Genomic DNA, 24,705 nt, shown 5'->3' with positions numbered 1-24,705 from the left:
CGCCTCTCATTCTCATTCCGCCTCCCCCGTACCGCCGGAGGAGGCGTTTCCGTGGCCTGCGCCAGGGCATCTGCATGAAATCCATGCCGATGCCGCAGGGCTGGCCGTGGCCATGGCGTTTACGCTGGCGGCGCTGGCGCGGGATAGTGACAGGCCAGTGCTGCTGGCCCGCTGTCCACGGCGTTCGCCGCTGCCCTTGCGGATCTATGGCGAGGGGCTGGCCGGGCTGGGGATCGATCCCGCCCGGCTGCTCATTGTCGAGGCGAAGGACGAACCGGCCCTGCTGCAGGCCGGGCTCGATGCCGCGCGCTGCGCGGGGCTGGCGGCGGTGGTGCTGGAAACCTGGGGCAATCTGCCGCGCTATGATCTGACTGCCAGCCGCCGTCTGGTGCTCGCCGCCGAAAAGTCCGGGGTGGCGGTCATGGTGCTGCGCGGCAAGGCTGCGGCGCGATCCAGCGCTGCGCATAGCCGCTGGATCGTGCGTCCCGCGGCCTCCGTGCCCTGGCTTGCCGGAGCGCCGGGCCTGCCCGCCTGCGAGGTGGAGCTGGAGCGGCGGCGCGGCGGCCCGTCCGGAATGCGCTGGCGGCTGGAGTGGGACGCGAACAAGGGAGGCTTCCATGCCGGACGCATCGATGCCGCGCCGCTATCTGGCGCTGTGGTTCCCGTGGTTCCCGTGCGAGCGGGTCCGCAAGGCGTCGGGGCAGGACTGGTCCGTGCCTGTGGTGCTGGTGGAGCGGGCGGGCAACGCCTTGCGGCTGGCGGCGGTGGACGCGCAGGCGAGCGGTCTGGGCCTGAGCGTGGGGATGACGCTCGCCGATGCCCGGGCGCGCTGCCCCGATCTGAAGAGCTTGCCGCATGACGGCGAAGCCGATGCCCGCGAACTGGAACGCCTGACCGGGCGGATGCTGCGCTTCACCCCGATGGCCGCGCCAGACCCGCCCGATGGAATCATGCTCGACATTACCGCCTGCGCACATCTGTTCGGCGGCGAGGCGGCACTGGCGCAGGCGGCGATAACGGAAGCGGGCTACACCGCCCGCCACGCCTTCGCCGTCCACGCCGCCGCCGCCCGCGCGCTGGCGCAGTATGGGGATGGGGATGGGGAGGCGTCCCCCTCTTCGTCATTGCGAGGCCGCAGGCCGAAGCAATCCAGAGCGGTTGGCGCCGACTCTGGATTGCCGCGCGGCTCCGCCTCTCGCCATGACGAGGCAAAGCCTAGTCTCTCCCAACCTTCGTCATCCCCGCGAAGGCGGGAATCCAGCTCCCGGCGTCTCGCCGAACCGTTGGCTCAGGAGATGACTCCCCGCTTTCGTGGGAATGACGAGGTTGGAAGCGAGGAGGAACGCATCCGCGCGCTTCCCATCGCCGCGCTGGAACTGCCCGAAGAGGCGCAATCCGGCCTGCGCCGGGCAGGGCTCGTTACCGTGGGCGATCTGGCCACGCGGCCAATGGCGGCGCTGGCCGCGCGTTTCGGCGGGGAGACCGTGGCGAGACTGCGCGCGGTCTTGGGCGAGCAGGACAGCCCCATGGCCCCGCGGCGCCCCTCCGCTCCGCTGCGCGCCGAAGCGCGTTTTGCTGAACCCGTGGCCCGCACCGACTATGTGCTGGAAGTGATCGAGGACTTGCTCGCCGATCTCTCCCGCCAGATGGAAGCGCGCCATCTGGGCGGGCGGCGCTTTACCGTCCGGCTGGAGCGGACCGACGGCGCGCGGCGGCGCCTCAGCGTCGAGACCAGCCTGCCCAGCCGCGATCCGGCGCGCCTCGCACGGCTGTTCGGCGAACGGATCGAGGCGCTGGCCGATCCGCTCGATCCCGGTTTCGGCTTCGATGCGATCGCCCTCGCCGCCAGCCGCACCGAGCCGCTGCATCCCGCCCAGCCCGAAATCGGCGGCAAAGTGGCCGAGGCGGAAAGCATCGCCGTGCTGATCGACCGGCTGACTACGCGCTTCGGAGAGCACGGCGTCCTGCGCTCGGTCCCCTGCGACACGCATATTCCGGAGGCCGCGCAGCAAGTCCTGCCCGCCCTGCACGCGGCCCCGGCGCCATGGCCGGATGCGGGCGATGGGCTGCCCCGCCCTGTGTTCCTGTTCGATCCGCCGCAGCCGGTCACGGCGATGGCCGGGGTGCCCGACGGCCCGCCGCAACGCCTGCGTTGGCGCGGGCAGGTGCACGAGATCGTCCGCGCCGAAGGGCCCGAGCGGATCGCGTCCGAATGGTGGCACCGGCCGCAGGGCCATGTGCCGGGCGCCGCCGGGCTCACCCGCGATTACTACCGCATCGAGGATGCGCAGGGGGGGCGCTATTGGGTGTTCCGCCACGGCCTCTACGAAGAAACCGGCGAACCGCGCTGGTACATGCACGGGCTCTTCGCATGAGCATGCCTGTTCGCATGAGTGTGATCGAGCCTGTCGCGGCCACCGCCTACAGCTTCCTGCGCGGCGCCTCGCATCCCGGCGAGATGGTGGCGCGCGCCCACGCGCTGGGCATGGCGGGTATCGGCGTGGCCGATCGCAATACGGTGGCAGGCGTGGTGCGCGCGCATGTCGCGTGGAAAGCCCCGGGCGTGCGCGACAGTGGCTTTCGCCTGCTCACCGGCGCGCGGCTGGTCTTCGCCGACGGCACGCCGGATATCGTCGCCTATCCCGTGGACCGCGCCGGATGGGGCCGCCTCACGCGCCTCCTCACGCTCGGCAACCGGCGCGCGGAGAAGGGCGATTGCCTGCTGTGCCTGCCCGATCTGCTGGACCATGCCGAAGGGCTGGCGCTGATCACCATGAATGGCACGCCGGACCTGCTGGGGGCGCTGCAGGAAGCCGCCCCGCACCTGTGGCTCGCCGCCACGATGCCGCGCGGCGGGCGCGACGCGCGCGAACTGGCGCGGCGCATCGCGCTTTCCGCCGAAACGGGCACGGGGCTGATCGCCACCAACGATGCGCTCTATGCCGCGCCCGAATGCCGCCCGCTCCACGATGTCATGACCTGCATTCGCGAAGGCACCCATGTGCAGGCCGCCGGGCGCAAGCTCGCCGCCAATGCCGAGCGCCATCTCAAGCCCCCCGCCGAGATGGCGCGCCTCTTCGCCCGCTGTCCGCAGGCACTGGCGGCGGGGGCGGAGCTGCTCTGCGCCGTCCGGTTCACGCTGGAGGACTTGCGTTACGAATACCCGCACGAACCCGTCCCGCCCGGCCACACGCCGCAAGGCTGGCTGGAACATCTGGTCGAGAGCAAGGCCCGGGCGCATTTCCCCGATGGCCTGCCGGAGGCCTATCGCCGCACGCTGGCGGAGGAATTCCGCCTGATCCGCGCCCGGCAATACGCGCCCTATTTCCTCACCGTGCACGATGTCGTGGCCTATGCCCGCTCGCTCGATCCGCCGATCCTGTGCCAGGGGCGCGGCAGCGCGGCCAATTCGCTGGTGTGCTATTTCCTCGGCATTACGCCGATCGATCCGGTCGAGCAGCAATTGCTGTTCACCCGCTTCCTCTCCGAAGCGCGTGACGAGCCGCCCGATATCGATGTCGATTTCGAGCACGAACGGCGCGAGGAAGTGATCCAGTACATCTATCAGCGCTATGGCCGTGAGCGCGCCGGGATCGCCGCGACCGTGATCCACTACCGCCAGCGCAGCGCCATCCGCGAAGTGGGTAAGGCGCTGGGGATGACGGACGATGTGACGGCCAGCCTCTCTGGCACGATCTGGGGCAGCTACGGCGGCGGCGAACTGCCCGAGGCGCGCATGGCCGAAGCGGGGCTCGATGCCGCCAATCCGGAACTCGCCCGGCTGCGCGATCTGGTGAGCGGGTTGCTGGAATTCCCACGGCACCTCTCGCAGCACGTCGGCGGTTTCGTGCTCACCGAAGGGCGGCTGGACGAACTGGTGCCGATCCACAATGCCGCCATGCCCGACCGCACGTTCATCGAATGGGACAAGGACGATATCGAGGCGCTGGGCCTGATGAAAGTGGACGTGCTGGCGCTGGGGATGCTCACCTGCATCCGCAAGAGCTTCGATCTGATGCGCGAACACGGGCTGGGCGATCTCGTGCTGGCCACGGTCCCGCGCGAGGATGCGGCGACCTACCGGATGCTCCAGAAGGCGGACTCCATGGGCACGTTTCAGGTGGAAAGCCGGGCGCAGATGTCGATGCTGCCGCGTTTGCGGCCAAAGGAACTCTACGATCTGGTGATCCAGGTGGCGATCGTGCGGCCCGGCCCCATTCAGGGCGGCATGGTCCACCCCTACCTGCGCCGCCGCAATGGCGAGGAAGCGGTGGAATTCCCCGGCCCACCCGGCAACGAAAACGAACTGCGCGCGGTGCTGGGCAAGACTTTGGGCGTGCCGTTGTTTCAGGAGCAGGCGATGAAGCTTGCTATCGTTGCGGCAGGCTTCACTCCGCCCGAGGCCGATGGCCTGCGCCGGGCCATGGCGACATTCCGCCGCAACGGCACCATGCATTACTATCAGGACAAGCTGGTGGAGGGCATGGTCCGGCGCGGCTACCAGCGCGATTTCGCCGAGCGCTGTTTCGAACAGATCAAGGGCTTCGGCGACTACGGCTTTCCCGAAAGCCACGCGCAGGCCTTCGCCTGGCTGGCCTATGTCTCAAGCTGGTTGAAGTGCCACTATCCGGCGGTGTTTGCCTGTGGGCTGCTCAACAGCCAGCCGATGGGGTTCTATGCGCCGTCGCAACTGGTGCAGGATGCCCGCGCGCATGGCGTGGAAGTCCGCCCGATCGATGTGAACACCAGCCGCTGGGACAATACGCTGGAAGGCGAGCGCGTGCTGCGTCTGGGCCTGCGCCAGATCGGCGGCTTTCGCGAGGACTGGGCGAAGGCGCTGCACAAGGCGTGCGGGGAGAGGGCCTTCACCGATATGCAGGATCTGGCGAACCGCACCGGCCTGCCTGCCCGGGCCATGGCGCTGCTGGCCGATGCCGATGCGCTGGGCTCGCTGGGGCAGAGCCGCCGTCAGGCCGGGTGGGACGTGCGCCGCCTGCCGCCCAAACAGCTCTCGCTGTTCGCGGCGATGGAAGCCCCCGAACTCGGCGCCGAGCCCGATGCCGCACTGCCCGCGATGCCGCTTTCGGAGGAAGTCGTGGCCGATTACCAGACGCACCGTCTGTCATTGAAAGGCCACCCGATGCAGTTCCTGCGCCGCCGTCTGGCGGGCGAGGGCGTGCTGAGCTGCGCCGAGGTCAACGCCGCGAAGGACGGCGCGCGGGTGCGCTGCGCGGGCGTGGTGCTGGTGCGCCAGCGGCCGGGCAAGGGCAATGCCGTGTTCATTACCATCGAGGACGAGACCGGCGTGGTCAACGCGCTGCTCTGGGCCCGCGACTTCGAGAAGCAGCGCCGCCCCGTCATGTCCGCCCGGCTGGCGGAGATCGCAGGCGAAGTCCAGCGCAGCAAGGAGGGCGTGGTGCACCTGATGGCCAAACGCGTGACCGACCGCTCGGCCCTGCTGGCGCGGCTGGACGGGACTTCGCCGGTGGGCGGAAAGGCCGGCGCCGCGCCCGCCCAGCGCTCGCGCCATCCGCGCAATGTGCGCATCCTGCCGCAATCGCGGGATTTTCATTAGGGGGAGGAGCAGATGGAAAGGCTGGAAGGGGCCGGTTTCTGACTGCCAGCATTGAGGCAACGTCTTCTAGATAGCTGCCGTTCAGAACTGCTGTGTCAGGCAGGGAGGTTAGCTGGCAAAACAACCTACGGTGGGTCACAGTTCATAGGGCTCAAGCCCCATTGCTGTGCCAATCGGGTACCAGACATCTTGCCAGCGGGCCTTTGCGAGATCTGTTCCAACGAAAGTGGTCTCGTCGTTTCCCTTTCGCAGAAGCTTCCCCCCCGCCAGAAACTCGAAGTTCTGACCGCCGAGAACGCGATCGCTGAGCTTAGCGGGTAACACCGATCGGAGTGGGAGAATGTAGATGGGATCATCTGCTACTAGATAAAATTCGTCGAACAGGTGCGCGTAGCTCTCCATGTGGACGCCAAGTTCGGCTGAATAAAGGTCATACGCCATGACATTGATCCGGACCTCGCCCTTGTCGTACTCCGTCGTTTGCCCGTCCGATGGCTTGATGTAGTATTCCTCCTCCGGCGGGACGAACACAAACGCGGTGATGAAGGATTTTTCGTGCAGCCAGCCCACAGCATGAGTGATGAATACATCTAGGCTGGGCATTTGCAGAGACTTGTCAGGATGGAGATTCTGATAGAATCGCTTCGCCTTCGACATCTGGCGGATCAGAAATTGGTAGTCGATGTACAGCACGCGATACTTCGCTGGCGCACGTTGCATGCGCTCTTTGTACATCTCTCGCACCTCGCGCACGCAAGCAGCGGGGTCACGATTGATCTCCCGCCCCGTGAACCGGATGACTGAATAGCCCGCCCGCGTGAGATATCTCTGTCGGATCGCGTCTTTCTCAAGTTGCTCTTTAGTTGAATGATATGCGTGACCATCAAGCTCGATGATCAGCCGGGCATCCTTCAGGATGAAATCAACCCGGTAACGCGCGTGCTTTTCAGCGTCTCCGAACCAATGCTCGCTTTCGATTAGGTCAGCCAAGTCGCCGAGCTCAGCTGAAAACTGCTTCTCAATGTAGGATTGACCTCGGTCTCGATACCAAGCTGGAGCTGATTTTGGTTGTCCGGGAGGGCGCATGGATATCCTGAAGATGATTGGCCAGTCGGGTTGAGTTTATAGAGCAGAATGAGGCGGTTTCGGGCGTCCGTTCTTGGGCATATTGGCGGCGGGCTTCAAGGGGCGAAATGGGCGCAAAGCTACCGCCGTTGCAGTCCCCTTAAACCTTCCCGCCCATCCCCAGCATCTCCGGCAGTTCCTTGCGCAGCACGCTCACCAGTTCCGAGATCTTCGGCTGCAGGTGCCGCCGCTCCGGATAGACGGCCCAGATCGGTTCATCGGCGGGCTGCAGATCTGTGAGGACGGGAACCAGCGCGCCCTCCGCCAGCGTCCGCTGCACGTAGAAATCGGGGAGCTGGCATAGACCCATATCGTCCAGCGCGGCTTCCAGAACCGCGCTGCCGCTGTTGCAGCGCCAGCGGCTGTGGGGGCGGTAGGTCTGGGTCTTGCCCTCCACGCTGAAATGCCATGTGCCTGCGTTTCCGGCCAGCAGATCATGCTCTTCGAGATCGGCCAGGGTGTGCGGGGCGCCGCGCCGTTTGAGATAGGCCGGGCTGGCGCAAGTCACCAGCGAACGGCTGGCGATGCGGGTGCCGATCAGGCGGGAATCGGGCAGGTGGCCGGTGCGCACCGCCATGTCGTAGCCTTCGGCCACGAGGTCGACGACGCGGTTGGTAAGGTCGATGTTGACCTGTAGCCGGGGATAAGCGCGGGCGAAACGGCGCAGGATCGGGGCAATGAAACGCTCGCCCATGGCTGTCGAGCAGGTGATGCGCAGTTCGCCTTGCGGTTCGCCTTTTTCGTTGACGAGGGCGAAGGCTTCCTCGCGCTCCGTCAGCATGCGCTGGCAATGTTCGAGGAATACGCGGCCGGTGTCGGTCAGCCGCACCGAGCGGGTGGTGCGGTGGAACAGTTGCGTCTGCAGGCGCGCTTCCAGCCGCATGATCGCGCGGCTCATGTGCGTGGTCGAAACCCCCAGCGCCGATGCGCCGCCGCGAAAGGTGCCGGCCGCGGCGACGGCGGCGAATTCGTCGATCCCGTCCCAGGAACTCATCCATTATCCCCTGGTTGACATAATGAGTTGCAATTTCCCCCCTTTATCACAACAACGGGCCCGCGATAGACAGGCCGCGATTAACAGGAGTTACCCCCATGAAGACCCGCGCCGCCGTAGCTTTCGAAGCCAAAAAGCCGCTCGAAATCGTCGAAGTCGATCTGGAAGGCCCCAAGGAGGGCGAGGTTCTGGTCGAGATCATGGCGACGGGCATCTGCCATACCGATGCCTACACGCTCGACGGCTTCGATTCCGAAGGCATCTTCCCCTCGATCCTGGGCCACGAAGGAGCCGGCATCGTGCGCGAGGTGGGGCCGGGCGTCACTTCGGTGAAGCCGGATGATCACGTGATCCCGCTTTACACCCCGGAATGCCGCCAGTGTAAATCATGCCTTTCGGGCAAGACCAACTTGTGCACCGCGATCCGCGCGACGCAGGGGCAGGGCCTGATGCCGGACGGCACCAGCCGTTTCAGCTACAAGGGCCAGACGATCTTCCACTACATGGGCTGCTCGACGTTCTCGAACTTCACTGTGCTGCCCGAGATCGCGGTGGCCAAGATCCGCGAGGATGCGCCGTTCCAGACTTCGTGCTACATCGGCTGCGGCGTCACCACGGGCGTGGGCGCGGTGGTGAACACGGCCAAGGTGCAGGTGGGTGACAATGTGGTCGTCTTCGGCCTCGGCGGCATCGGCCTCAACGTGATCCAGGGCGCGCGCCTTGCAGGGGCCAACAAGATCATCGGCGTCGACATCAATGGCGACCGCGAGGAATGGGGCCGCAAGTTCGGCATGACCGACTTCCTCAATTCCAAGGGCATGAGCCGCGAGGACGTGGTCGCCAAGATCGTGCTGATGACCGATGGCGGCGCGGACTACACTTTCGATGCCACCGGCAACACCGAAGTGATGCGCACCGCGCTGGAAGCCTGCCACCGCGGCTGGGGCACTTCGATCATCATCGGCGTGGCCGAGGCGGGCAAGGAGATTTCCACCCGTCCGTTCCAGCTCGTGACCGGCCGCAACTGGCGCGGCACCGCGTTCGGCGGCGCCAAGGGCCGCACCGACGTGCCCAAGATCGTCGACATGTACATGCAGGGCAAGATCCAGATCGACCCGATGATTACCCACGTCATGGGGCTGGAGGAGATCAACACCGCTTTCGATCTGATGCATGCGGGCAAGTCGATCCGCTCCGTCGTGGTATTCTGAGCCGGGACGTATCGATGTTCAGCCATGTCATGCTGGGAGCCGACGATATCGCGGCGGCCAAGCGCTTTTACGATGCGACGCTGGGGGCGCTGGGCGTTCCCGAGGGACAGGTCGATACGCGCGGCTGGCTGTCCTATGCGCATAACGGCGGGCGGTTCCTGATCTCCCGGCCGAGAGACGGCGAGCCCGCTTATGGAGCGAACGGCGGCACGCTGGGCTTCCTGGCGGCGTCTTGCGACGAGGTTGATGCCTGGCATGCCGCGGGCATCGCGAATGGCGGGACGTCCATCGAAGATCCGCCGGGCGAGCGCTGTCCGCCCGACGGCCGCGTCCTCTACCTCGCCTATCTGCGCGATCCGGCGGGCAACAAGCTTTGCGGATATTACAGGGTCTCATGATGGAAACCGTATCCACCAATCGCAGCCACGGCGGCATGCAGGGCGTTTACAAGCACCAGTCGGCTGAGACGGGGACGGAGATGGCCTTCTCCGTCTTCGTGCCCGATCATGCGCCGGGGGCGAAGCTGCCGGTGCTGTGGTATCTCTCGGGCCTCACCTGCACGCATGCCAATGTGACCGAGAAGGGCGAGTTCCGTGCCGCCTGCGCGCAGCATGGCGTGATCTTCGTGGCGCCGGACACCAGCCCGCGCGGCGACGATGTGCCCGACGATGAAGGCTACGATTTCGGCAAGGGCGCGGGCTTCTACGCCGATGCCACGCAGGAGCCCTGGGCGAAGCATTTCCGCATGCGCTCCTATATCGAGACGGAACTGCCCGCGCTGATCGCGCAGCAGTTCCCGGCGGACATGGCGCGGCAGGGCATTACCGGCCATTCGATGGGCGGCCACGGCGCGCTGACGATCGCGCTGCGCAATGCCGGGCGCTTCCGCTCGGTAAGTGCCTTTTCGCCGATCGTCTCGCCGCTGTCGTGCCCTTGGGGCGAGAAGGCGCTCACCGGCTATATCGGCGGAGAGCGGGCCGCGTGGCGCGAATACGATGCCTGCGCGCTGATCGAGGATGGCGCGCGGGTGCCGGACATGCTGATCGATCAGGGCACGGCCGATGGCTTCCTGGAAGAGCAGCTCAAGACGCACTTGCTCTCCGAGGCATGCGAAAAGGCGGGGCAGTCCGCGACGATCCGCATGCAGGAGGGCTACGACCACTCCTACTACTTCATTTCCACGTTCATGGCCGGGCACGTGGCCTGGCACGCGGAGCGGCTGAAGGCCTGAAACCGGCGGCAACCGCGGGGTTGGCGATGCGGCGGTGCCACCGGACTGGCTGGTCCGGCGGCACCGCCACCCCACCATATGGCTGGCGACCCGGAGGGATCAGGGGTAATCGATAGTTACGTGCGGTACGTCGCCCTCGATCTGGCCATGCGGCGTGCGGTATTTCGTGACCGGCACGCCAAGGTCGCGGCCGACGTCGAGTGACTCGCCATTCCCAGCAGGCTGGAAATAGTTCACCGGCACGTCCAGCCGCGCATAGTCCTGCCCGTCCGCGTTCAGCACGATCTGTGCCGGGCCTCCGGGCTTCTGCGTTTGGAAGCGCAGGGTCAGCGTGCTGGCGCCTTGCGGCAGGGTCTTGTCCGACACCACCCTGAACGTCTCCTGCGGATCGGTGGACCGGGCCCAGACGAAAGCTGGGTGGCCCTGATCGAGATAGAGGCTCCAGCCGCCAAACCAGCTTCCCAGCGCCACCACCGCGCCCGAGGCCTGCGCGCTGTCCAGTCTGAGATCGGCCTTGAGTGTGAAAGGGCGAGCCATCAGCACCGGCCCGCCGACCGCCGGGATCGAAACGTCCTTTCCCCAGAAATCGAAATGCTTGCGCGGGTCTGGGTGCATCACAGCCATGGCGCGGGCCATGCCGAAGCGGTGGTCGATCGGGAAGACGTTGTTCTTCTCGCCCTCCTTGTGGAACAGCGCCTTCATCGTTTCCAGACGCTTCGGATATTGGGCCGAGAGATCGGTGGACTGCGAGAAATCCTTGTCGAGGTTGTAGAGTGTCCAGGTGATTTTGGGCTTGGGGCCGCCCGGCGGCACGTTCTCCCACGACGTGCGGCCATCCTCGCCGCTGAGGAACCAGCCATCGTGATAGAGGCCCATCTTGCCGCCGATCTCGAAATACTGCGTGCGCGGCTTGTCCGCCTCGCAGGTTTGCAGGGCGGGCAGCAGGCTGGTCCCGTCCATCGGCTTTTGCATGGTGCCCAGAACCTCCTTGGGGGCGGGCAGGCGGGCCGCGTCGAGAATGGTGGGGGTAATGTCGATCAGGTGGGAGAATTCGCCGCAGATGGATCCCGGATCAGCGACATGCCCGGCCCAGTTCAGGATCATGCCGTTGCGGATGCCGCCCAGCATGTCAGCATATTGTTTCACCCAGCGGAACGGGGTGTTCATCGCCCAGGCCCAGCCGACCGAATAGTTTTCGTAAGTCTCCGGTCCGCCCAGCTTGTCGATATTGGCGAGCATCCAGGCCTTGCGCTCGGGAATGTGGTCCATGCCGCGCAGTTCGTCGATCGTGCCTTCGGGCCCGGCCTCGCCGCTGGCGCCGTTATCGCCAAGCACGACGGCCACCAGCGTGTTGTTCAGCAGCCCCATGCGCTGCAGCTCGTCGATCACGCGGCCGAGCTGGGCATCCTGAAAGGCGAGCTGCGCGGCGGCGACTTCCATGGTGCGCGCGTGAAAGGCCTTTTCCTGCGGAGAAAGTGTGTCCCACGCGGGGATTTCTGTGGGGCGAGGCGTCAGCTTGGTGCCCTTGGGAATGATCCCCATGGACAGCTGGCGGCGCCATGTCTCGATGCGCATCGCGTCCCAGCCCTGATCGAACTGGCCCTTGAAGCGGGCGATCCATTCGGGCGGCACCTGGTGCGGCGCGTGCGCCGATCCCGGGGCGAGATAGGCGAGGAACGGCTTGCCGGGGGCGCCGGCCTGCTGGTTGTGAACCCAGCGGATCAGATCATCGGCCAGGCGCTCATCCAGCATCTTGCCTTCCCCGTCGCCGGGACCGACGCGGGAGATGCCGCGGTAGAGTTCGGGCGAATACTGGTCGCTATCGCCATTGGGGAAGCCGAAGAAGTATTCGAAGCCCAGACCCGTCGGCCAGGCATCGAAGGGGCCAGCCTCGCTGCGTTCCTGCGCCGGGATATTGTGGTGCTTGCCGAACATCGCCGTGTTGTAGCCGTTGAGCCGCAGGATCTGGGCGACCGTGGCGGTGTCGGGCTGCATCCGGCCGTTATAGCCGGGAAAGCCGGTGGAAAGGTCGCTCAGCCAGCCGACGCCCGCGTTGTGGTGATTGCGCCCGGTCAGGAGCGCCGCGCGGCTGGGGGAGCAGATGCCGGTGGTGTTGAACCGGTTGAAACGTTCGCCGGTGCGCGCAAGCCGGTCGAAATTGGGCGTGGGCACCGGGCCGCCGAAAGCGCTGGACATCGCGAAGCCCACATCGTCGGACATGAACAGCAGCACGTTGGGCGCGCCCTGCGGCGCCCGCACCGGCGCGGACGGCGAAGGAGTCGCGTCGAGCACGTTGTCCGCCATCGTGCCGGTGAATGGCGCGCGCGGGATGGGCAGGACGGTGCGGTCCGCTTGCGCGATCGCGGGCGTGCAGGTCCCGATCGCGAGTCCGGCAGCGGCCAGTTTCAGCGGCCGGAATGTCGGCATACCCATACGAAAATCCTTCCCACCTCGGTCGCAGACAGGATAGGTCTATAAAGCATAACGTCCAATGCATATGAAATCATCATTCCATGCTATTGATGCATGATATGGATATCACCCGTCTCCGCCACATCGCCGCCGTTGCCGATACCTTGAGCTTTTCGCGCGCGGCCGAGCAGCAGAACATTACCCAGCCCGCGCTCAGCCGCAGCATTGCCGCGTTCGAGGCCCGGCACAGCCTCAAACTGTTCGACCGCGGGCGCGGCGGGGTGACCGTCACGCCCGCTGGGGAATTCGTGGTGGGAGAGGCCCGCGCGCTGATCCGGGCATCGGACGAATTCGCGCGCAACGTGCGCCTCTATGCGCAAGGTGCGGCTGGGCGGGTGGCGTTCGGGATCGGTCCTTTGCTCGCGAGTCTGGTTCTGCCGGGGCTAGGCAGCCGTCTGCTGGCGGCCAGTCCCAGTCTGGAGATCGCCACTCTCATAAAACCGGCGGTGGACCTGCTTCCCGATCTGTACGACGATTCGATCGAAATGATCATCGGCACCGATTGGCAGGTGGCCGATGCTTCGGGCATCGCTATCGAGGAAATCGCCTTGCTGGATCTCGCCCATGTCGTGCGCGGCGATCATCCTCTGGCGCGGCTGGACCAGGTTACGCCCGAGGACCTCGCTGCCTATCCCGCCGCCCGTCCGGTCGGGATGACCACGGGGAAGGCCGATGCTGGGGCCTTCATCTGCGACAATTTTCATATCCTGCGGGAAACGGCGCTCGCCACCGATTGCACCTGGATCACAGCACCGGCTTTCGTGCGGCAGGAACTCGCCGAAGGCCGGATGAAAGCGCTGGCCGTGGAAGGCCGCGCTCTCGCGAAAAGCCGCATCTGCATGATCACGCTGGCGGGCCGCACCCGCTCGCCTGCGGCGCGGATCGTTGCCGATCTGGTGCAGCAGGCGGTGCGCGGGTGCGCCCGGGGATAGCGTGCGGAGGCAAAACCGGACGTCAGAACCCGCGCGCTGTGCCTTCGCGGCGGGGGTCGGCGCCGCCTTCATAGCCGCCGTTCTTGACGATGATGGCCTGCAGGCCCGAGTTCTCCCCGCGTGCCGTAGACAGCGGCATGTCGCGTGCGGCAAGTGCCTGCATGATCGGCTCGGGGAAGGGATCGGCACTATAACGGTCGCCCCGGGCCACGAGGTTGGGCAGTGAAACGGCGGCTTGCGGGCTCATTTTCCAGCCGAGCAGGGCGACCAGAACCTTGAGGTTATAGGCCTGGATCGAAGAGCCACCGGGCGATCCGGCCGCCGCCACGAACTTGCCGCCCGGCGTCAGCACGATGGCGGGCGCCATGCTCGAACGCGGGCGCTTGCCGGGGGCGGGGGCATTGGCGGCGGGCGTTCCGTCCTTGTCGTTGGGGGAGAACGAGAAGTCGGTAAGCTGGTTGTTGAGGAAGAAGCCATCGACCATGCGGCCCGATCCGAAGATGCTCTCGACCGTGGTCGTCATTGAGACGACATTGCCTTGCGCATCGACGATCACGAAGTGGCTGGTGCCGCCCGGCTCCGCCGTGGCGTCCGGCCCGACATCGGGCGCGCCTTCCGGCATCCCGAAGGTTATGGGCCCGGCCTTCTCGCCGATCAGCGCGGCGCGTTTCTTGAGGTAGGCGGGATCGAGCAGCCCCTTGACCGGCACTTTCACGAAAGCAGGATCGCCGATGTAGCGGTCCCGGTCGGCATAGGCGAGGCGGCTGGCCTGCCCGAATTCGAACCAGGCTTTCGCATCGTCCGGCCCGCGCTTGGCGATGTCGGTCTGGTTGAGCACGCCGAGCGCGATTTGCAGGCCCGGACCGCCTGAGGGCGCCTGCGGGGTGCACACGACATAGGTCAGGAAAGGCTCGCACAATGCGCTCTGCTTGGTCGGGCGATAGGCGGCTAGGTCGGCCAGTGTCAGCGTGCTGGGGCGCGGGCCCTCGTGCACGCGGTTGACGATATCCTGCGCAATGGGGCCGGTCAGCAGGCCGGAGGCCCCGAATTTGCCGATGCGCTGCAGGGTGCTGGCGTAGGCCGGGTTCTTCAGCCTGTCCCCCGCGGCATAGGGGGTGCCGTCGGCCTTGGTGAAATAGCGCTTGGCATCGGGCGCGGAAGGTTGCGGTGCCTGCTTGAGCCGGATCATCCCGGCAAGGCGGGGGCTGACGATGAAACCGTCAGAGGCGAGCTTTTCGGCGGGCTTGAACAAGTCCGCCCAGGGCAGCTTGCCGTGATCGTGGTGTGCCATGTCGAGCATGGCGATGGCGCCGGGCACGCCCGTGGAGATGCCGCCCAGTACCGCGTCGAAGAAGGGGAGGGGCTTGCCGCTATCGTCCACGAACAGGCGCTTGGTCGCACCCATCGGGGCCTTTTCTCGCCCGTCGTAGGCCGTAACCTTGTGGGTCTTGGCGTCGTAGTAAACCATGAAGGAGCCGCCGCCGAGGCCCGAGCTTTGCGGCTCGACAAGGCCCAGAACCGCCTGAATCGCCACGGCCGCGTCGACGGCGGAGCCGCCTTTTCGAAGGATGTCCACGCCGGTCTGCGTCGCCAGAGGATTGGCGGCGGCTACCATCGCATGGCGGGCGAAACCGGATTGTTTTTCCGGATGGGCCGGAGCCTCTGCCTTTGCAGCCGTGGCGGTGGGGGCGATACCGTTAAGGGATGCGAGTGCCAGCGATGCGGCACCGGCAAACAGGGACAGTCGGCGCAAGGGCAACCTCCGGATATTAGAGAAAAGCCGTATAGAGACGTGCCCGGCGCGGTTTGCAAGCCGTGCCGGGCATGTCCTGAATTCACCGGCGATAACAGCCCATCCTTGTCATCATGCTGACATGGCAAGGCCTGCTATCGCGGCCGGTGCCTGCGTTCGCGGCAAGCACCGGCGCCGGGAGCCACATTACCAGCTCAGGCCCGCGCGGACGTAGAGATAGCGCCCGTTGAAGCCGAATGGCGAGAAGAACGGAAAGCTGACCAGACCGATCGAGTTGCGTTCGGCCGGAATGGCATCGGGATAGACGTCGAACAGGTTGTTCGCGCCGATGGCCAGATCGAGACCTTCCTTGCCTTCATAGCGCAGTTCCAGATCGGTAATCGCGTGCGAGCCGGTCCGGTTGTCCGCAGCCGCGGTGCTGCCGGGCTGAATGACATTGCCATAGTAGGTCACGCGCGCCGTCGCGCCGAGCTTGTCCCCGGACCAGACGATCGAGCCCGATACCTTCTCACCCGGCGTGCCGGTTTCCATCGTGTTGATGCGGCTGCGTGCGAAAAGCGTGGGAGGGTTGTCGAGCTGCGAAGTGACCGTTGTCGTTTCGGGCACCTTGGTGACTTTCACGTCGTTGACGTTGCCAGCCAGAGTGAAGTCGAACACGCCGGCCTTGTCAGTCACGAGCTTGTAGTGGGCGACGGCATCGATGCCCTTGGTCGTGGTGGCCAGGCCATTGATGAAGAACCGCGCGGCCGATGCGTTGTTCTCGGCCAGCAAGTTGCCAAGGAACTCTGCGTCATGGTCGGTCATGCCGTCCACCACACGGATGTTCTCGGAAAGACCAAGCTGATCGCGGACATGGATGCGATACCCATCGACGGTGAGGTCGAAGTTGCCCGAACGGAACACGAACCCGGCAGACAGGTTCGTCGATTTTTCAGGCTGGAGCGCCTTGCCGCCGAGCGCCTGAGATACGCCTGAGGTTGCCGGGAACGTGCCGGTCAGGACAACTTCGTTGTCCACGATGACCGATGCCACCGAGGTGAAGTATTGCTGTTGCAGAGAAGGCGCGCGGAAACCGGTCGAGGCGGTGCCGCGGATCGCGAAGCTGGGCGTGAAGTCGTAGCGGGCGGAAATCTTGCCGGTCCCGGTGGTGCCGAAGTCCGAATAGCGTTCTCCGCGTCCGGCGAGGCCGAGCAGGAACTTGTCGGTCACTTGCGCTTCGAGGTCGACATAGGCCGAAGCGTTGGTCCGGTGCCGTGAAACAACGTTGTCCGGGGTGAAGCCGGGGAAGCCCTGCGCGCCGCTGCCGAAGTAGCTGTTCTCTTCACCGGCTCCGATCTTGTACCCTTCGCGCCGCCCTTCGACGCCGAAGGCGACGTTGAGGGACTGGAACACGTCGAACTGGCGGGTGACATCGGCGCCCCAGACGAGCTGGTCATAGGTCAGCGAACCGTCGTAGAAGTCGAACGGCGTATCCGTGCCCAGCGAGAAATTGGCCGAGTTGCGGGTGTAGTACTTGAGCTTGTTGCGGCCGTAGCTGACGTTGAAATCCAGGTGCCAGTCGCTGATGTCGCCGCGCAGCCCTCCGGTGAGCGTGAGATCGGCCGACTTGGTGTTGATCAGCGGAAGGAAACCGTCCGGATAGATGGAAGACAGTCCGTTGTCGGCGACGCGGCTCGGCGTGCGCGGGAAGGCGGCAGACTTGCTGTTGCGCTTCTGATAGCCGCCCCAGCCGTAAAGCTCCCAGATATCGTCGAGGGGCTTCGCGGTGTTCACGTAGACCGAGTAGGAATCGACCTCCGGATCGCCGAAGCGGCTGTTGACGGCCGGGGGATCAAGGCGCGGGTCCTCGCCGCCGCGGCTGGTGGGGTTGCGGTGGGTATATTCGCCCGAAAGGGTGACAAAGCCATCGCTGCCGAGCGACATGCCCTGCCAGCCTGCTGCCGTGATCGTGCTTTCGCCCGTGACATGGCGATTGCCGCGCGAGGTATCGACCTGGGTGTCGTGAATGCCGTAGGTCACCGTCGCGCCGCCGCCCGAGCTGGCTTCGCGCAGGCGCAGGTTGACGACGCCGGCAATGGCATCCGAGCCGTACTGCGCCGAAGCGCCGTCGCGCAGGACTTCGATGGACTGCAAGGCGGTGGAGGGAATGGAGTTGAGGTCGACGGCGGCCGAGCCGCGGCCGACCGAGCCGTTGACGTTGAGCAGCGCCGAAGTGTGGCCGCGCACGCCGTTGATCAGCACCAGCGTCTGGTCGGGGGACATGCCGCGCAGCGTGGCAGGGCGGATGGCGTCGGTGCCGTCGGTCACCGCGGGGCGCGGGAAGTCGATAGCAGGGGTCACTGCGGCCAGGGCCGTGGCCAGTTCGGTAGTGCCCTGCTGTTGCAGGCTCTTTGCGGAGATGACATCGACCGGCGATGCCGTGTCGAGACGCGAGCGGCCTTCCACACGCGTGCCCGTCACGATGATTTCATCGTCAGGCGCTGTGCCTGCGGCATCCTGCGCCAGGGCGGCCTGTGCATAGGACAATGCTGCCGCAGATGCGGCGAGGGCCAGGGTTTTGCTGAACTTCATTCTATACTCCTCACGGCACGCAATCGAGGCGAAGTGATCACTGTCTGATTGCGTTTTCGTTTGTTCCTCCCGTGGAACATCGTTTTGTTGAAGAGCCCCACGGCGCGCCCGCGCCCAGACAGGGGAAGCGGACTTACCGGACGGCCGTGGTTCTCACCCTCTGCAAACGAACGGGCCATTTCGATCCACTATGCCGGGATAAATTTTTTTGCCTGCCCGGTGCGGGGGAGTCCGCCCCTTCAAGGCCGCATACGGCGAATTGCGGATGGCGAACGATTTCAGCCGGTTGACAGGATGGCCCGGACCACCGACCATCCCACTGCGGCCAGAGGACTCGCCGGTGACATCGACTCACGATCACAGCCAAGCCTTGGGAACAGTGGCAGCCGTTCGCGGCGCGGTGGTCGATATTGCCTTTTCCGAAGGGGGCTTGCCCGCCATAGATGAAGCCGTCATGATCGAGGAGCGCGGCGGGCCCGCGATCCTGGCGGAGGTTCAGGCCCATCTCGATACCCGCACGGTTCGCGCCATTGCGCTGGAGCCGACTTCCGGGCTGCGCCGGGGGGATGAGGCCCGGCGCATGGGCGCCTCGCTGACTACGCCGGTGGGCGATGCCGTGTTGGGGCGGCTGCTGACAGTTTCGGGCGCTTTGGGCGACAAGGGCGCGCCGCTGCCGGACGATGTGCCGCGCTGGCCGATCCACCGCGCGCCGCCCGCGCTCTCCGAACAGACCGGTTCGATCGACACTTTCACCACCGGGATCAAGGTGATTGATCTGCTCACCCCGCTTTCGCGCGGGGGCAAGGCGGCGATGTTCGGCGGGGCGGGCGTCGGCAAGACCGTGCTGGTGATGGAACTGATCCAGGCCATGGTGACGGGCTATCAGGGTATTTCCGTTTTCGCGGGCGTGGGCGAACGCTCGCGCGAGGGGCACGAGATGCTGCTCGACATGAGCGAGTCCGGCGTTCTGGAGCGCACCGTGCTGGTCTATGGCCAGATGAACGAACCGCCCGGCGCGCGCTGGCGGGTGCCGATGACGGCGCTGACCATCGCCGAATACTTCCGCGACCAGAAGCACCAGAACGTGCTGCTGCTGATGGACAACATTTTCCGCTTCGTGCAGGCGGGCGCCGAAGTTTCGGGCCTGCTCGGCCGTCTGCCCTCGCGCGTGGGATACCAGCCGACGCTGGCCAGCGAAGTGGCCAGTCTGGAAGAGCGTATCGCCTCGGTGGGCGGAGCGGCGATCACCGCGATTCAGGCGGTCTATGTGCCTGCCGACGATTTCACCGATCCCGCCGTCACCACGATCGCGGGGCATGTGGATTCGATGATCGTGCTGTCGCGCTCGATGGCGGCGGAAGGCATGTATCCCGCGATCGATCCGATCGCCTCGACGTCCGTGCTGCTCGATCCGGATATTCTGGGCGAGGAGCACGTGCGCGTCGCCACCGAAGTGCGCCGCACTATCGAGCATTACCGCGAGTTGCAGGATGTGGTCTCGCTGCTCGGGATCGAGGAACTGGGCGTGGAGGACCGCCGCATCGTCGAGCGGGCGCGGCGGTTGCAGCGCTTCCTCACCCAGCCGTTCGTGGTGACGGAGGCTTTTACCGGCACGCCCGGCAAGTCGGTGAAGCCGGAGGATACGATTGCGGGCTGCCGCGCGATCCTCGATGGCGAGTGTGACGGCTGGCGCGAAAGCTCGCTGTTCATGGTCGGCACGCTGGAGGAAGCGCGCGCCAAGGAACAGGCGGCGGCGGGAGTGCAGGCCGCATGACACGGACCTTGCGCCTCACCATCGCCACGCCCGAAAGCGAGGTGGTTGATGAAGCGGCCCGCAAGGTGCGTGCGATGGACGAATCCGGCAGCTTCGGCATGCTGCCCGGCCATACCGATCTGCTGACCGTGCTGCCGTCCTCGCTGGTGCGCTGGGAGGATGAGGAGGGTGTGCGGCATTATTGCGCGGTGCGTGGCGGAGTGCTGTCGGTAACGGGCGGCACCCACGTCGCCATCGCGTGCCGCAGGGCGCTGCTGGGCGACGATCTCCATGCGCTGGAAGCCGAAATCGAGGCTGAACGCGCCAACGAGGAAGAGGCCGAGCGGGTGGCCCGCGTCAAGCAGGCCCAGTCACATGCCCGCGCCGTCCGCCAGCTTATGCGCTATCTGATGCGCACCGGGGATGAGAGCCTGAACGCCATTCTGGAGGAGCATCAGGCATGACCGCCGATCTCGATCCCATGGCCGAAGCCGCGCGGCAGGCCTCGGAGCGGGAGAAGGCGGGGCGGGCCGATCCCGAGCCTTCGCTGGGCACGCGTTTCGCGCAGATCGGCGTGCTGGGCTGGATGGTGGTGCTGCCGATCCTGCTATGCCTGCTGGCCGGGCGCTGGCTTGACCGGCATTTCGGCACCGGCATTTTCTTTTCCGCCCCGGCGCTGATGCTGGGCGCGGTGATCGGCTTCGTGCTGGCATGGCGTTGGATGCACAGGAACGTATCATGATGCCCGAACCGCTCGTCTGGATCGAAGCCGTGGGCGCCCTGCTGCTGGGACTGGTGCTGGGGTTCGTGCATTTCGGCACGCTGGCTTCGGTGAGCGAGGATTACCTGAACGGGCGCACCGGGCGCGCTGTGGCCGTGCATCTCCTGCGCATGGCGGTGATGGCGGCAGTGCTGTTCGCGCTGGTGAAATTGGGCGCGATCCCGCTGCTGGCGGGCGCGCTGGGCATCGTTATCGCTCGCGCCGTGGTGCTGCGCCGCGCGCGGAGGGAACCATGAAGTCTCCGCTCATCGTCGAACCGATGTTTCACATCGGCCCGGTGCCGGTCACCCAGCCGGTGGTGGCGACATGGGTGATCATGGCGGTGATGGTGCTTGGTGCGCTCCTGTTGAAGCGCCATCTGAAGCAGCGTCCGGGCAAAGTGCAGGTGGTTGCCGAACTGGTTACGGGCGCGCTCGACGATCAGATCCGCGATGTCGTGCAGTCCGATCCGGCGCCGTACCGGGTGCTGATCGGCACGATCTTCCTCTTCGTGCTGATCGCCAACTGGTCGGGCGCGCTGCCGGGGGTGGAGCCGCCCACTGCGCATCTCGAAACCGATGCCGCGCTGGCGCTCATGGTCTTCGTGGCCACGCTCTACCATGGCGTGCGCTCGAATGGTTTCATCGGTTATCTCAAGACTTTCGCCCAGCCCACCTGGGTGATGATTCCGCTCAACCTCGTCGAGCAGATCACCCGCACATTCAGCCTGATCATCCGCCTGTTCGGCAATGTGATGAGCGGCGTCTTCGTGATCGGCATCATGCTCTCGCTTGCGGGGCTGCTGGTGCCGATCCCGTTGATGGCGCTCGATCTGCTGACGGGCGCGGTGCAGGCCTATATCTTTGCCATTCTTGGCTGCGTCTTCATCGGCGCCGCGGTCAGCGAAGGCCGCGAAGCCGGTTCCCCTGAACGGAGTGCTCCATGACAATTGAAGAAATCAGCGTGCTTTCGGCGGCCATCGCCGTGTCCTTCGGGGCGCTGGGGCCGGGGCTGGGCGAAGGCCGGGCCGTGGCCGCCGCGCTCGATGCCATTGCCCGCCAGCCGGAATCGGCGGGCACGATCTCGCGCACGCTCTTCGTGGGGCTCGCCATGATCGAGACCATGGCGATCTACTGTCTGGTGGTCGCGCTGCTGGTGCTCTTCGCCAATCCTTTCGTGAAGTAAGGCGGGAGCGCGCGGCCCATGCGCATCGACTGGTGGACCATCGGCCTGCAGACCATCAATCTGGTGGTGCTGCTCTGGCTGCTGGGGCGGTTCTTCTTCCGGCCCATGGCGAAAGTCGTGGCCGACCGGCAGGCTGCGGCGAACGCGCTGCTCGATGATGCCAAGGCGGTGCAAGACAAGGCGGCAGAGGCCATCCGCGAAGCGGAAGCTGAGCGTGAACGCACTGTGGCCGCCCGCGAAGCCGCGCTGGATGCCGCGCGCAAGGAGGCGGAAGGCCAGCGCGCCAAGCTTGTCGAGGCGGCCCATGCCGAGGCCCAGCGGCAGCGCGCCGATGCCGAAATGGCCATCGCCCATGCGCGCGGGCAGGCCGAGGCGCAGATGACCCGCCATGCCAACGAACTGGCCGCCGACATGGCCGCCCGCCTGCTCGAAGGGCCGGGCGCGAAATTGCCGCTGTCCGCCTTCCTGCCGGAACTGGAACAGGCGCTGGCCGCGCTGCCCGAAGCGACGCGCGAAACGCTTGCCACCAGTGCATCTCCGGCCTCGCTCGTCAGCGCCCGCCCACTGGCGGATGAGGAGAAGAACATGGCGCGCGACACGATCGAACGGGCGCTGGCGCATGAGGCTGCCCTGGCCTTCGATAGCGATCCCGCCCTGATCGCCGGGCTTCGGCTGAGCGGCGGCATGGCCGTGCTCGATGTCAACTTGCGTGCGGATCTGAACCGCGTGACGGCCAGGCTGGACAAGCAGGATGGATGACGCGGCTTTCCCGGCGGACCTCGGCACCCGCTGGCTGGAGCAGGGCCGCGAGCGGCTGAAGACAGTCGATCTCACCCCCCATGCCGAAACTTTCGGCGTGGTAGAAGAAGTGGCCGATGGCATTGCCCGCATTTCCGGCCTGCCCGATGTCCGCCTCAACGAGCAACTGCGCTTCGAAGGCGGCGAGATGGGCCTTGCCCTCACGCTTGATGCCGATGCGATCAGTGCGGTCATTCTCGACAATGCCGCCGGAATCGAGGCGGGGATGCGCGTTTCGGGCACCGGCGAAGTGGTACGCGTGCCGGTGGGGGAAGGGCTGCTGGGCCGGGTGGTCGATCCGCTGGGCCGTCCGCTCGATGATGGCGATCCAATAGAGGAGGCCGGGCGCTTACCAGTCGAACGCCCGGCGCCCGCGATCATTGACCGCGATCTCGTCTCGCAGCCGGTCGAGACGGGCGTGTTGGTGGTCGATGCCCTCTTCGCGCTCGGGCGCGGGCAGCGTGAGTTGATCATCGGCGACCGCGCCACCGGCAAGACTTCTGTCGCGCTCGACGCGATCATCAACCAGAAGAACTCGGACGTCTTCTGCGTCTATGTCGCGGTGGGCCAGCGGGCGAGCGCCATAGACCGCGCGATCGAGGCGGTGAAAGCCCACGGAGCCCCCGAACGCTGCATCTTCGTGGTCGCCTCCGCCGCCGAAGCGCCGGGGCTGCAATGGCTGGCCCCTTTCGCGGGCTTCACCATGGCTGAATATTTCCGCGACAAGGGCCAGCACGCGCTGATCGTGATCGACGATCTCACCCGCCACGCCGCCACCCACCGCGAACTCGCCCTGCTCACGCGCGAACCGCCGGGGCGCGAGGCCTATCCGGGGGACATCTTCTACCTTCACGCCCGCCTGCTCGAACGCGCCGCGCGGCTCTCGCCCGAACTGGGCGGCGGCTCGCTCACCGCGCTGCCGATTGCCGAGACCGACGCGGGCAACCTCTCTGCCTATATCCCCACCAACCTGATCTCGATCACCGATGGGCAGATCGTGCTCGACAGCCGCCTGTTCGCCGCGAACCAGCGGCCTGCGGTCGATGTCGGCCTTTCGGTCAGCCGCGTTGGCGGCAAGGCGCAGAAGCGGGCGCTGCGGCAGGTCTCGGGGCGGATCAGGCTCGACTATGCGCAGTTCCTCGAACTGGAGATGTTCACCCGCCTTGGCGGCGTCTCCGATCCGCGCTTCAAGGCGACACTGACACGCGGCGAGCGCATCCGCGCGGTGCTGGCTCAGCCGCGTTTCAGCCCAATGCGGCAGGCCGATCAGGTGGCGCTGCTGGCCGCGCTCGATGCCGGGGTGCTCGATGCACTGGAGCCCGATGCCATCGCCGCGTTGCGGCCCCGGATCGGGGCTGCGCTTGATGGTGCGGCGGGCGATCTGGTGGCGGCGGTCGAAGCGAACGAAACGCTTGACGATGCCGCGCTGGAGCGGCTGGCAAACGCCGTTCGCTCGCTCACGGGGGCCGCTCATGGCTGAGCGGCTGAGCGATGTCGAAGACCGGATCGACAGCGTTCGCCAGCTCTCCTCGGTGATCTCCGCCATGCGCGGCATCGCCGCCGTGCGCAGCCGCGAGGCCAATGCGCGGCTGGCGGGCATCCGTGAATATGCAGACACCATCGGCAGCGCGATTGCGCAGGCCCTGGCGCTCTATACGGAGGATGGCGCCGGTCCCGGCAGCGACGGGAGCGATACCGGCCGCCTGTTCATCGTGGCTCTGTGCGCCGAACAGGGCTTTGTCGGTGCCTTCAATACCCATGTTCTGGATGCGGTGCAGGCACTGGTCGAAACCGTAGGCATGGAGCGGGCCGACTTGCTGATGGTCGGCAGCCGGGGCGTGGGGGCAGCGCGCGAGCGCGGGCTGGAACCTGTCGATTGCATGGCGATGGCAGGGCATGCGGATCAATTGGCGGCGCTGGCCAACCGTCTGGCGGACAGGCTGTTTTCACGCCTTCAGGAGGGGAGGGCGAGCCGTGTCGTGATCGTCAGCGCCCGGCCCGACGAGGCGCATGCGGCACCGTATACGGTGACGCGCCAGACCGTGTTTCCCTTCGATTTTGCGCGTTTTTCTCCAGCCAATCTGACGCAGCCGCCGCTGGTGCACTTGCCCGCTCCGCTGCTGCTGGCGCGGCTGACCGACGAATATGTCTTCGCTGAGCTATGCGAGGCGGTCACTCTGTCCTACGCTGCCGAGAACGACGCCCGGATGCGCGCGATGATCGCCGCGCGTGAAAATGTCGGCCGCAAGCTCGACGAACTGACCGCCACCTCGCGCCGCCTGCGGCAAGAGCAGATCACCGAGGAACTGATCGAACTGGCAGGCGCTGTGCGCGATTGACGGTTG

20 protein-coding genes are annotated in these 24,705 nt (G+C 66.1%); 15 read left to right on the top strand and 5 right to left on the bottom strand.

What is annotated here, in order from left to right:
* The first annotated feature begins 617 nt into the window (after positions 1–617).
* Both MTR66_RS02210 and MTR66_RS02205 read left to right on the top strand, forming a co-directional pair.
* Positions 618–2,375, top strand: coding sequence for a Y-family DNA polymerase (locus tag MTR66_RS02210; RefSeq protein WP_407673019.1), 1,758 nt, complete (start codon positions 618–620; stop codon positions 2,373–2,375).
* A 2-nt stretch (positions 2,376–2,377) separates the two neighbouring features.
* The gene (locus MTR66_RS02205; RefSeq protein ID WP_407673021.1) at positions 2,378–5,575 is read left to right on the top strand and encodes an error-prone DNA polymerase; all 3,198 of its coding nucleotides are present in this window, start codon (positions 2,378–2,380) and stop codon (positions 5,573–5,575) included.
* Positions 5,576–5,710: 135 nt separating this feature from the next.
* Here the strand turns inward: MTR66_RS02205 and MTR66_RS02200 are convergent, their stop codons facing one another.
* Together MTR66_RS02200 and MTR66_RS02195 are read right to left on the bottom strand one after the other, a co-directional pair.
* Positions 5,711–6,565, bottom strand: coding sequence for an endonuclease domain-containing protein (locus MTR66_RS02200; protein WP_243917506.1), 855 nt, complete (start codon positions 6,563–6,565; stop codon positions 5,711–5,713).
* A 235-nt stretch (positions 6,566–6,800) separates the two neighbouring features.
* Positions 6,801–7,694, bottom strand: coding sequence for a LysR substrate-binding domain-containing protein (locus MTR66_RS02195; RefSeq protein WP_243917504.1), 894 nt, complete (start codon positions 7,692–7,694; stop codon positions 6,801–6,803).
* A gap of 98 nt (positions 7,695–7,792) precedes the next feature.
* Between MTR66_RS02195 and MTR66_RS02190 the strand changes: the two genes are divergently transcribed.
* The 3 genes from MTR66_RS02190 to fghA are packed head-to-tail and all read left to right on the top strand — an operon-like array spanning position 7,793 to position 10,136.
* Positions 7,793–8,905: an S-(hydroxymethyl)glutathione dehydrogenase/class III alcohol dehydrogenase gene (locus MTR66_RS02190; protein WP_243917502.1), complete on the top strand. Its 1,113-nt coding sequence runs from the start codon at positions 7,793–7,795 to the stop codon at positions 8,903–8,905.
* Between the two features lie 14 nt (positions 8,906–8,919).
* Positions 8,920–9,303: a VOC family protein gene (locus tag MTR66_RS02185; RefSeq protein WP_243917500.1), complete on the top strand. Its 384-nt coding sequence runs from the start codon at positions 8,920–8,922 to the stop codon at positions 9,301–9,303.
* Positions 9,303–10,136 (top strand): S-formylglutathione hydrolase, encoded by an 834-nt coding sequence (fghA, locus tag MTR66_RS02180; protein WP_243917498.1) that lies wholly within the window; start codon positions 9,303–9,305, stop codon positions 10,134–10,136. The genes MTR66_RS02185 and fghA overlap by 1 nt, the downstream gene beginning before the upstream one ends.
* A gap of 99 nt (positions 10,137–10,235) precedes the next feature.
* Here fghA and MTR66_RS02175 read toward each other — a convergent pair whose 3' ends face one another.
* Positions 10,236–12,569 carry an arylsulfatase gene (locus MTR66_RS02175; protein WP_243917495.1) on the bottom strand — a complete coding sequence of 778 codons (2,334 nt, stop codon included), beginning with the start codon at positions 12,567–12,569 and terminating at the stop codon, positions 10,236–10,238.
* A gap of 98 nt (positions 12,570–12,667) precedes the next feature.
* Here MTR66_RS02175 and MTR66_RS02170 point away from each other — a divergent pair, with 98 nt between their 5' ends.
* Positions 12,668–13,540, top strand: coding sequence for a LysR family transcriptional regulator (locus tag MTR66_RS02170; protein WP_243917493.1), 873 nt, complete (start codon positions 12,668–12,670; stop codon positions 13,538–13,540).
* A 22-nt stretch (positions 13,541–13,562) separates the two neighbouring features.
* Here MTR66_RS02170 and ggt read toward each other — a convergent pair whose 3' ends face one another.
* The gene (ggt, locus tag MTR66_RS02165) at positions 13,563–15,293 is read right to left on the bottom strand and encodes a gamma-glutamyltransferase (RefSeq protein WP_407673018.1); all 1,731 of its coding nucleotides are present in this window, start codon (positions 15,291–15,293) and stop codon (positions 13,563–13,565) included.
* A 186-nt stretch (positions 15,294–15,479) separates the two neighbouring features.
* A complete protein-coding gene (locus MTR66_RS02160; protein ID WP_243917491.1) occupies positions 15,480–17,864 on the bottom strand; it encodes a TonB-dependent receptor plug domain-containing protein in 2,385 nt (794 codons plus the stop codon).
* Positions 17,865–18,204: 340 nt separating this feature from the next.
* On the opposite strand from MTR66_RS02160, the gene atpD reads away from it, so the two are divergent.
* The 9 genes from atpD to MTR66_RS02115 are packed head-to-tail and all read left to right on the top strand — an operon-like array spanning position 18,205 to position 24,699.
* Complete coding sequence (atpD, locus tag MTR66_RS02155) at positions 18,205–19,638, top strand: F0F1 ATP synthase subunit beta (protein WP_243917489.1); 1,434 nt, start codon at positions 18,205–18,207, stop codon at positions 19,636–19,638.
* Positions 19,635–20,081 (top strand): F0F1 ATP synthase subunit epsilon, encoded by a 447-nt coding sequence (locus MTR66_RS02150; RefSeq protein ID WP_243917486.1) that lies wholly within the window; start codon positions 19,635–19,637, stop codon positions 20,079–20,081. The genes atpD and MTR66_RS02150 overlap by 4 nt, the downstream gene beginning before the upstream one ends.
* Positions 20,078–20,359 (top strand): AtpZ/AtpI family protein, encoded by a 282-nt coding sequence (locus MTR66_RS02145; RefSeq protein WP_243917485.1) that lies wholly within the window; start codon positions 20,078–20,080, stop codon positions 20,357–20,359. The genes MTR66_RS02150 and MTR66_RS02145 overlap by 4 nt, the downstream gene beginning before the upstream one ends.
* Positions 20,356–20,634 (top strand): N-ATPase subunit AtpR, encoded by a 279-nt coding sequence (locus tag MTR66_RS02140; RefSeq protein WP_243917484.1) that lies wholly within the window; start codon positions 20,356–20,358, stop codon positions 20,632–20,634. Before MTR66_RS02145 ends, MTR66_RS02140 begins: the two co-directional genes overlap by 4 nt.
* Complete coding sequence (locus tag MTR66_RS02135; RefSeq protein WP_243917483.1) at positions 20,631–21,323, top strand: F0F1 ATP synthase subunit A; 693 nt, start codon at positions 20,631–20,633, stop codon at positions 21,321–21,323. The genes MTR66_RS02140 and MTR66_RS02135 overlap by 4 nt, the downstream gene beginning before the upstream one ends.
* Positions 21,320–21,562 carry a F0F1 ATP synthase subunit C gene (locus tag MTR66_RS02130; RefSeq protein ID WP_243917482.1) on the top strand — a complete coding sequence of 81 codons (243 nt, stop codon included), beginning with the start codon at positions 21,320–21,322 and terminating at the stop codon, positions 21,560–21,562. Before MTR66_RS02135 ends, MTR66_RS02130 begins: the two co-directional genes overlap by 4 nt.
* Positions 21,563–21,580: 18 nt before the next feature.
* The gene (locus MTR66_RS02125; protein WP_243917481.1) at positions 21,581–22,321 is read left to right on the top strand and encodes a F0F1 ATP synthase subunit delta; all 741 of its coding nucleotides are present in this window, start codon (positions 21,581–21,583) and stop codon (positions 22,319–22,321) included.
* Positions 22,314–23,840: a F0F1 ATP synthase subunit alpha gene (locus MTR66_RS02120; protein WP_243917480.1), complete on the top strand. Its 1,527-nt coding sequence runs from the start codon at positions 22,314–22,316 to the stop codon at positions 23,838–23,840. The genes MTR66_RS02125 and MTR66_RS02120 overlap by 8 nt, the downstream gene beginning before the upstream one ends.
* Positions 23,833–24,699, top strand: a complete 867-nt coding sequence (locus tag MTR66_RS02115; RefSeq protein WP_243917479.1) for a F0F1 ATP synthase subunit gamma — start codon at positions 23,833–23,835, stop codon at positions 24,697–24,699. Before MTR66_RS02120 ends, MTR66_RS02115 begins: the two co-directional genes overlap by 8 nt.
* Positions 24,700–24,705 lie beyond the last annotated feature (6 nt).

The sequence above is a fragment of the Novosphingobium beihaiense genome (assembly GCF_022832375.1).
Taxonomy (GTDB): Bacteria; Pseudomonadota; Alphaproteobacteria; order Sphingomonadales; family Sphingomonadaceae; genus Novosphingobium; species Novosphingobium beihaiensis.
The sequence above is the reverse complement of the archived record's forward strand: the minus strand, read 5'-3'. Positions and strand labels throughout refer to the sequence as shown.

Bases quoted from the DNA above. Each gene is read 5' to 3' on its own strand.
- MTR66_RS02210 (WP_407673019.1), top strand. From the start codon at position 618: ATGCCGGACGCATCGATGCCGCGCCGCTATCTGGCGCTGTGGTTCCCG.
- MTR66_RS02205 (WP_407673021.1), top strand. From the start codon at position 2,378: ATGCCTGTTCGCATGAGTGTGATCGAGCCTGTCGCGGCCACCGCCTAC.
- MTR66_RS02195 (WP_243917504.1), bottom strand. From the start codon at position 7,694: ATGAGTTCCTGGGACGGGATCGACGAATTCGCCGCCGTCGCCGCGGCC.
- MTR66_RS02190 (WP_243917502.1), top strand. From the start codon at position 7,793: ATGAAGACCCGCGCCGCCGTAGCTTTCGAAGCCAAAAAGCCGCTCGAA.
- MTR66_RS02185 (WP_243917500.1), top strand. From the start codon at position 8,920: ATGTTCAGCCATGTCATGCTGGGAGCCGACGATATCGCGGCGGCCAAG.
- fghA (WP_243917498.1), top strand. From the start codon at position 9,303: ATGGAAACCGTATCCACCAATCGCAGCCACGGCGGCATGCAGGGCGTT.
- MTR66_RS02175 (WP_243917495.1), bottom strand. From the start codon at position 12,569: ATGGGTATGCCGACATTCCGGCCGCTGAAACTGGCCGCTGCCGGACTC.
- MTR66_RS02170 (WP_243917493.1), top strand. From the start codon at position 12,668: ATGGATATCACCCGTCTCCGCCACATCGCCGCCGTTGCCGATACCTTG.
- MTR66_RS02160 (WP_243917491.1), bottom strand. From the start codon at position 17,864: ATGAAGTTCAGCAAAACCCTGGCCCTCGCCGCATCTGCGGCAGCATTG.
- MTR66_RS02150 (WP_243917486.1), top strand. From the start codon at position 19,635: ATGACACGGACCTTGCGCCTCACCATCGCCACGCCCGAAAGCGAGGTG.
- MTR66_RS02145 (WP_243917485.1), top strand. From the start codon at position 20,078: ATGACCGCCGATCTCGATCCCATGGCCGAAGCCGCGCGGCAGGCCTCG.
- MTR66_RS02140 (WP_243917484.1), top strand. From the start codon at position 20,356: ATGATGCCCGAACCGCTCGTCTGGATCGAAGCCGTGGGCGCCCTGCTG.
- MTR66_RS02135 (WP_243917483.1), top strand. From the start codon at position 20,631: ATGAAGTCTCCGCTCATCGTCGAACCGATGTTTCACATCGGCCCGGTG.
- MTR66_RS02130 (WP_243917482.1), top strand. From the start codon at position 21,320: ATGACAATTGAAGAAATCAGCGTGCTTTCGGCGGCCATCGCCGTGTCC.
- MTR66_RS02125 (WP_243917481.1), top strand. From the start codon at position 21,581: ATGCGCATCGACTGGTGGACCATCGGCCTGCAGACCATCAATCTGGTG.
- MTR66_RS02120 (WP_243917480.1), top strand. From the start codon at position 22,314: ATGGATGACGCGGCTTTCCCGGCGGACCTCGGCACCCGCTGGCTGGAG.
- MTR66_RS02115 (WP_243917479.1), top strand. From the start codon at position 23,833: ATGGCTGAGCGGCTGAGCGATGTCGAAGACCGGATCGACAGCGTTCGC.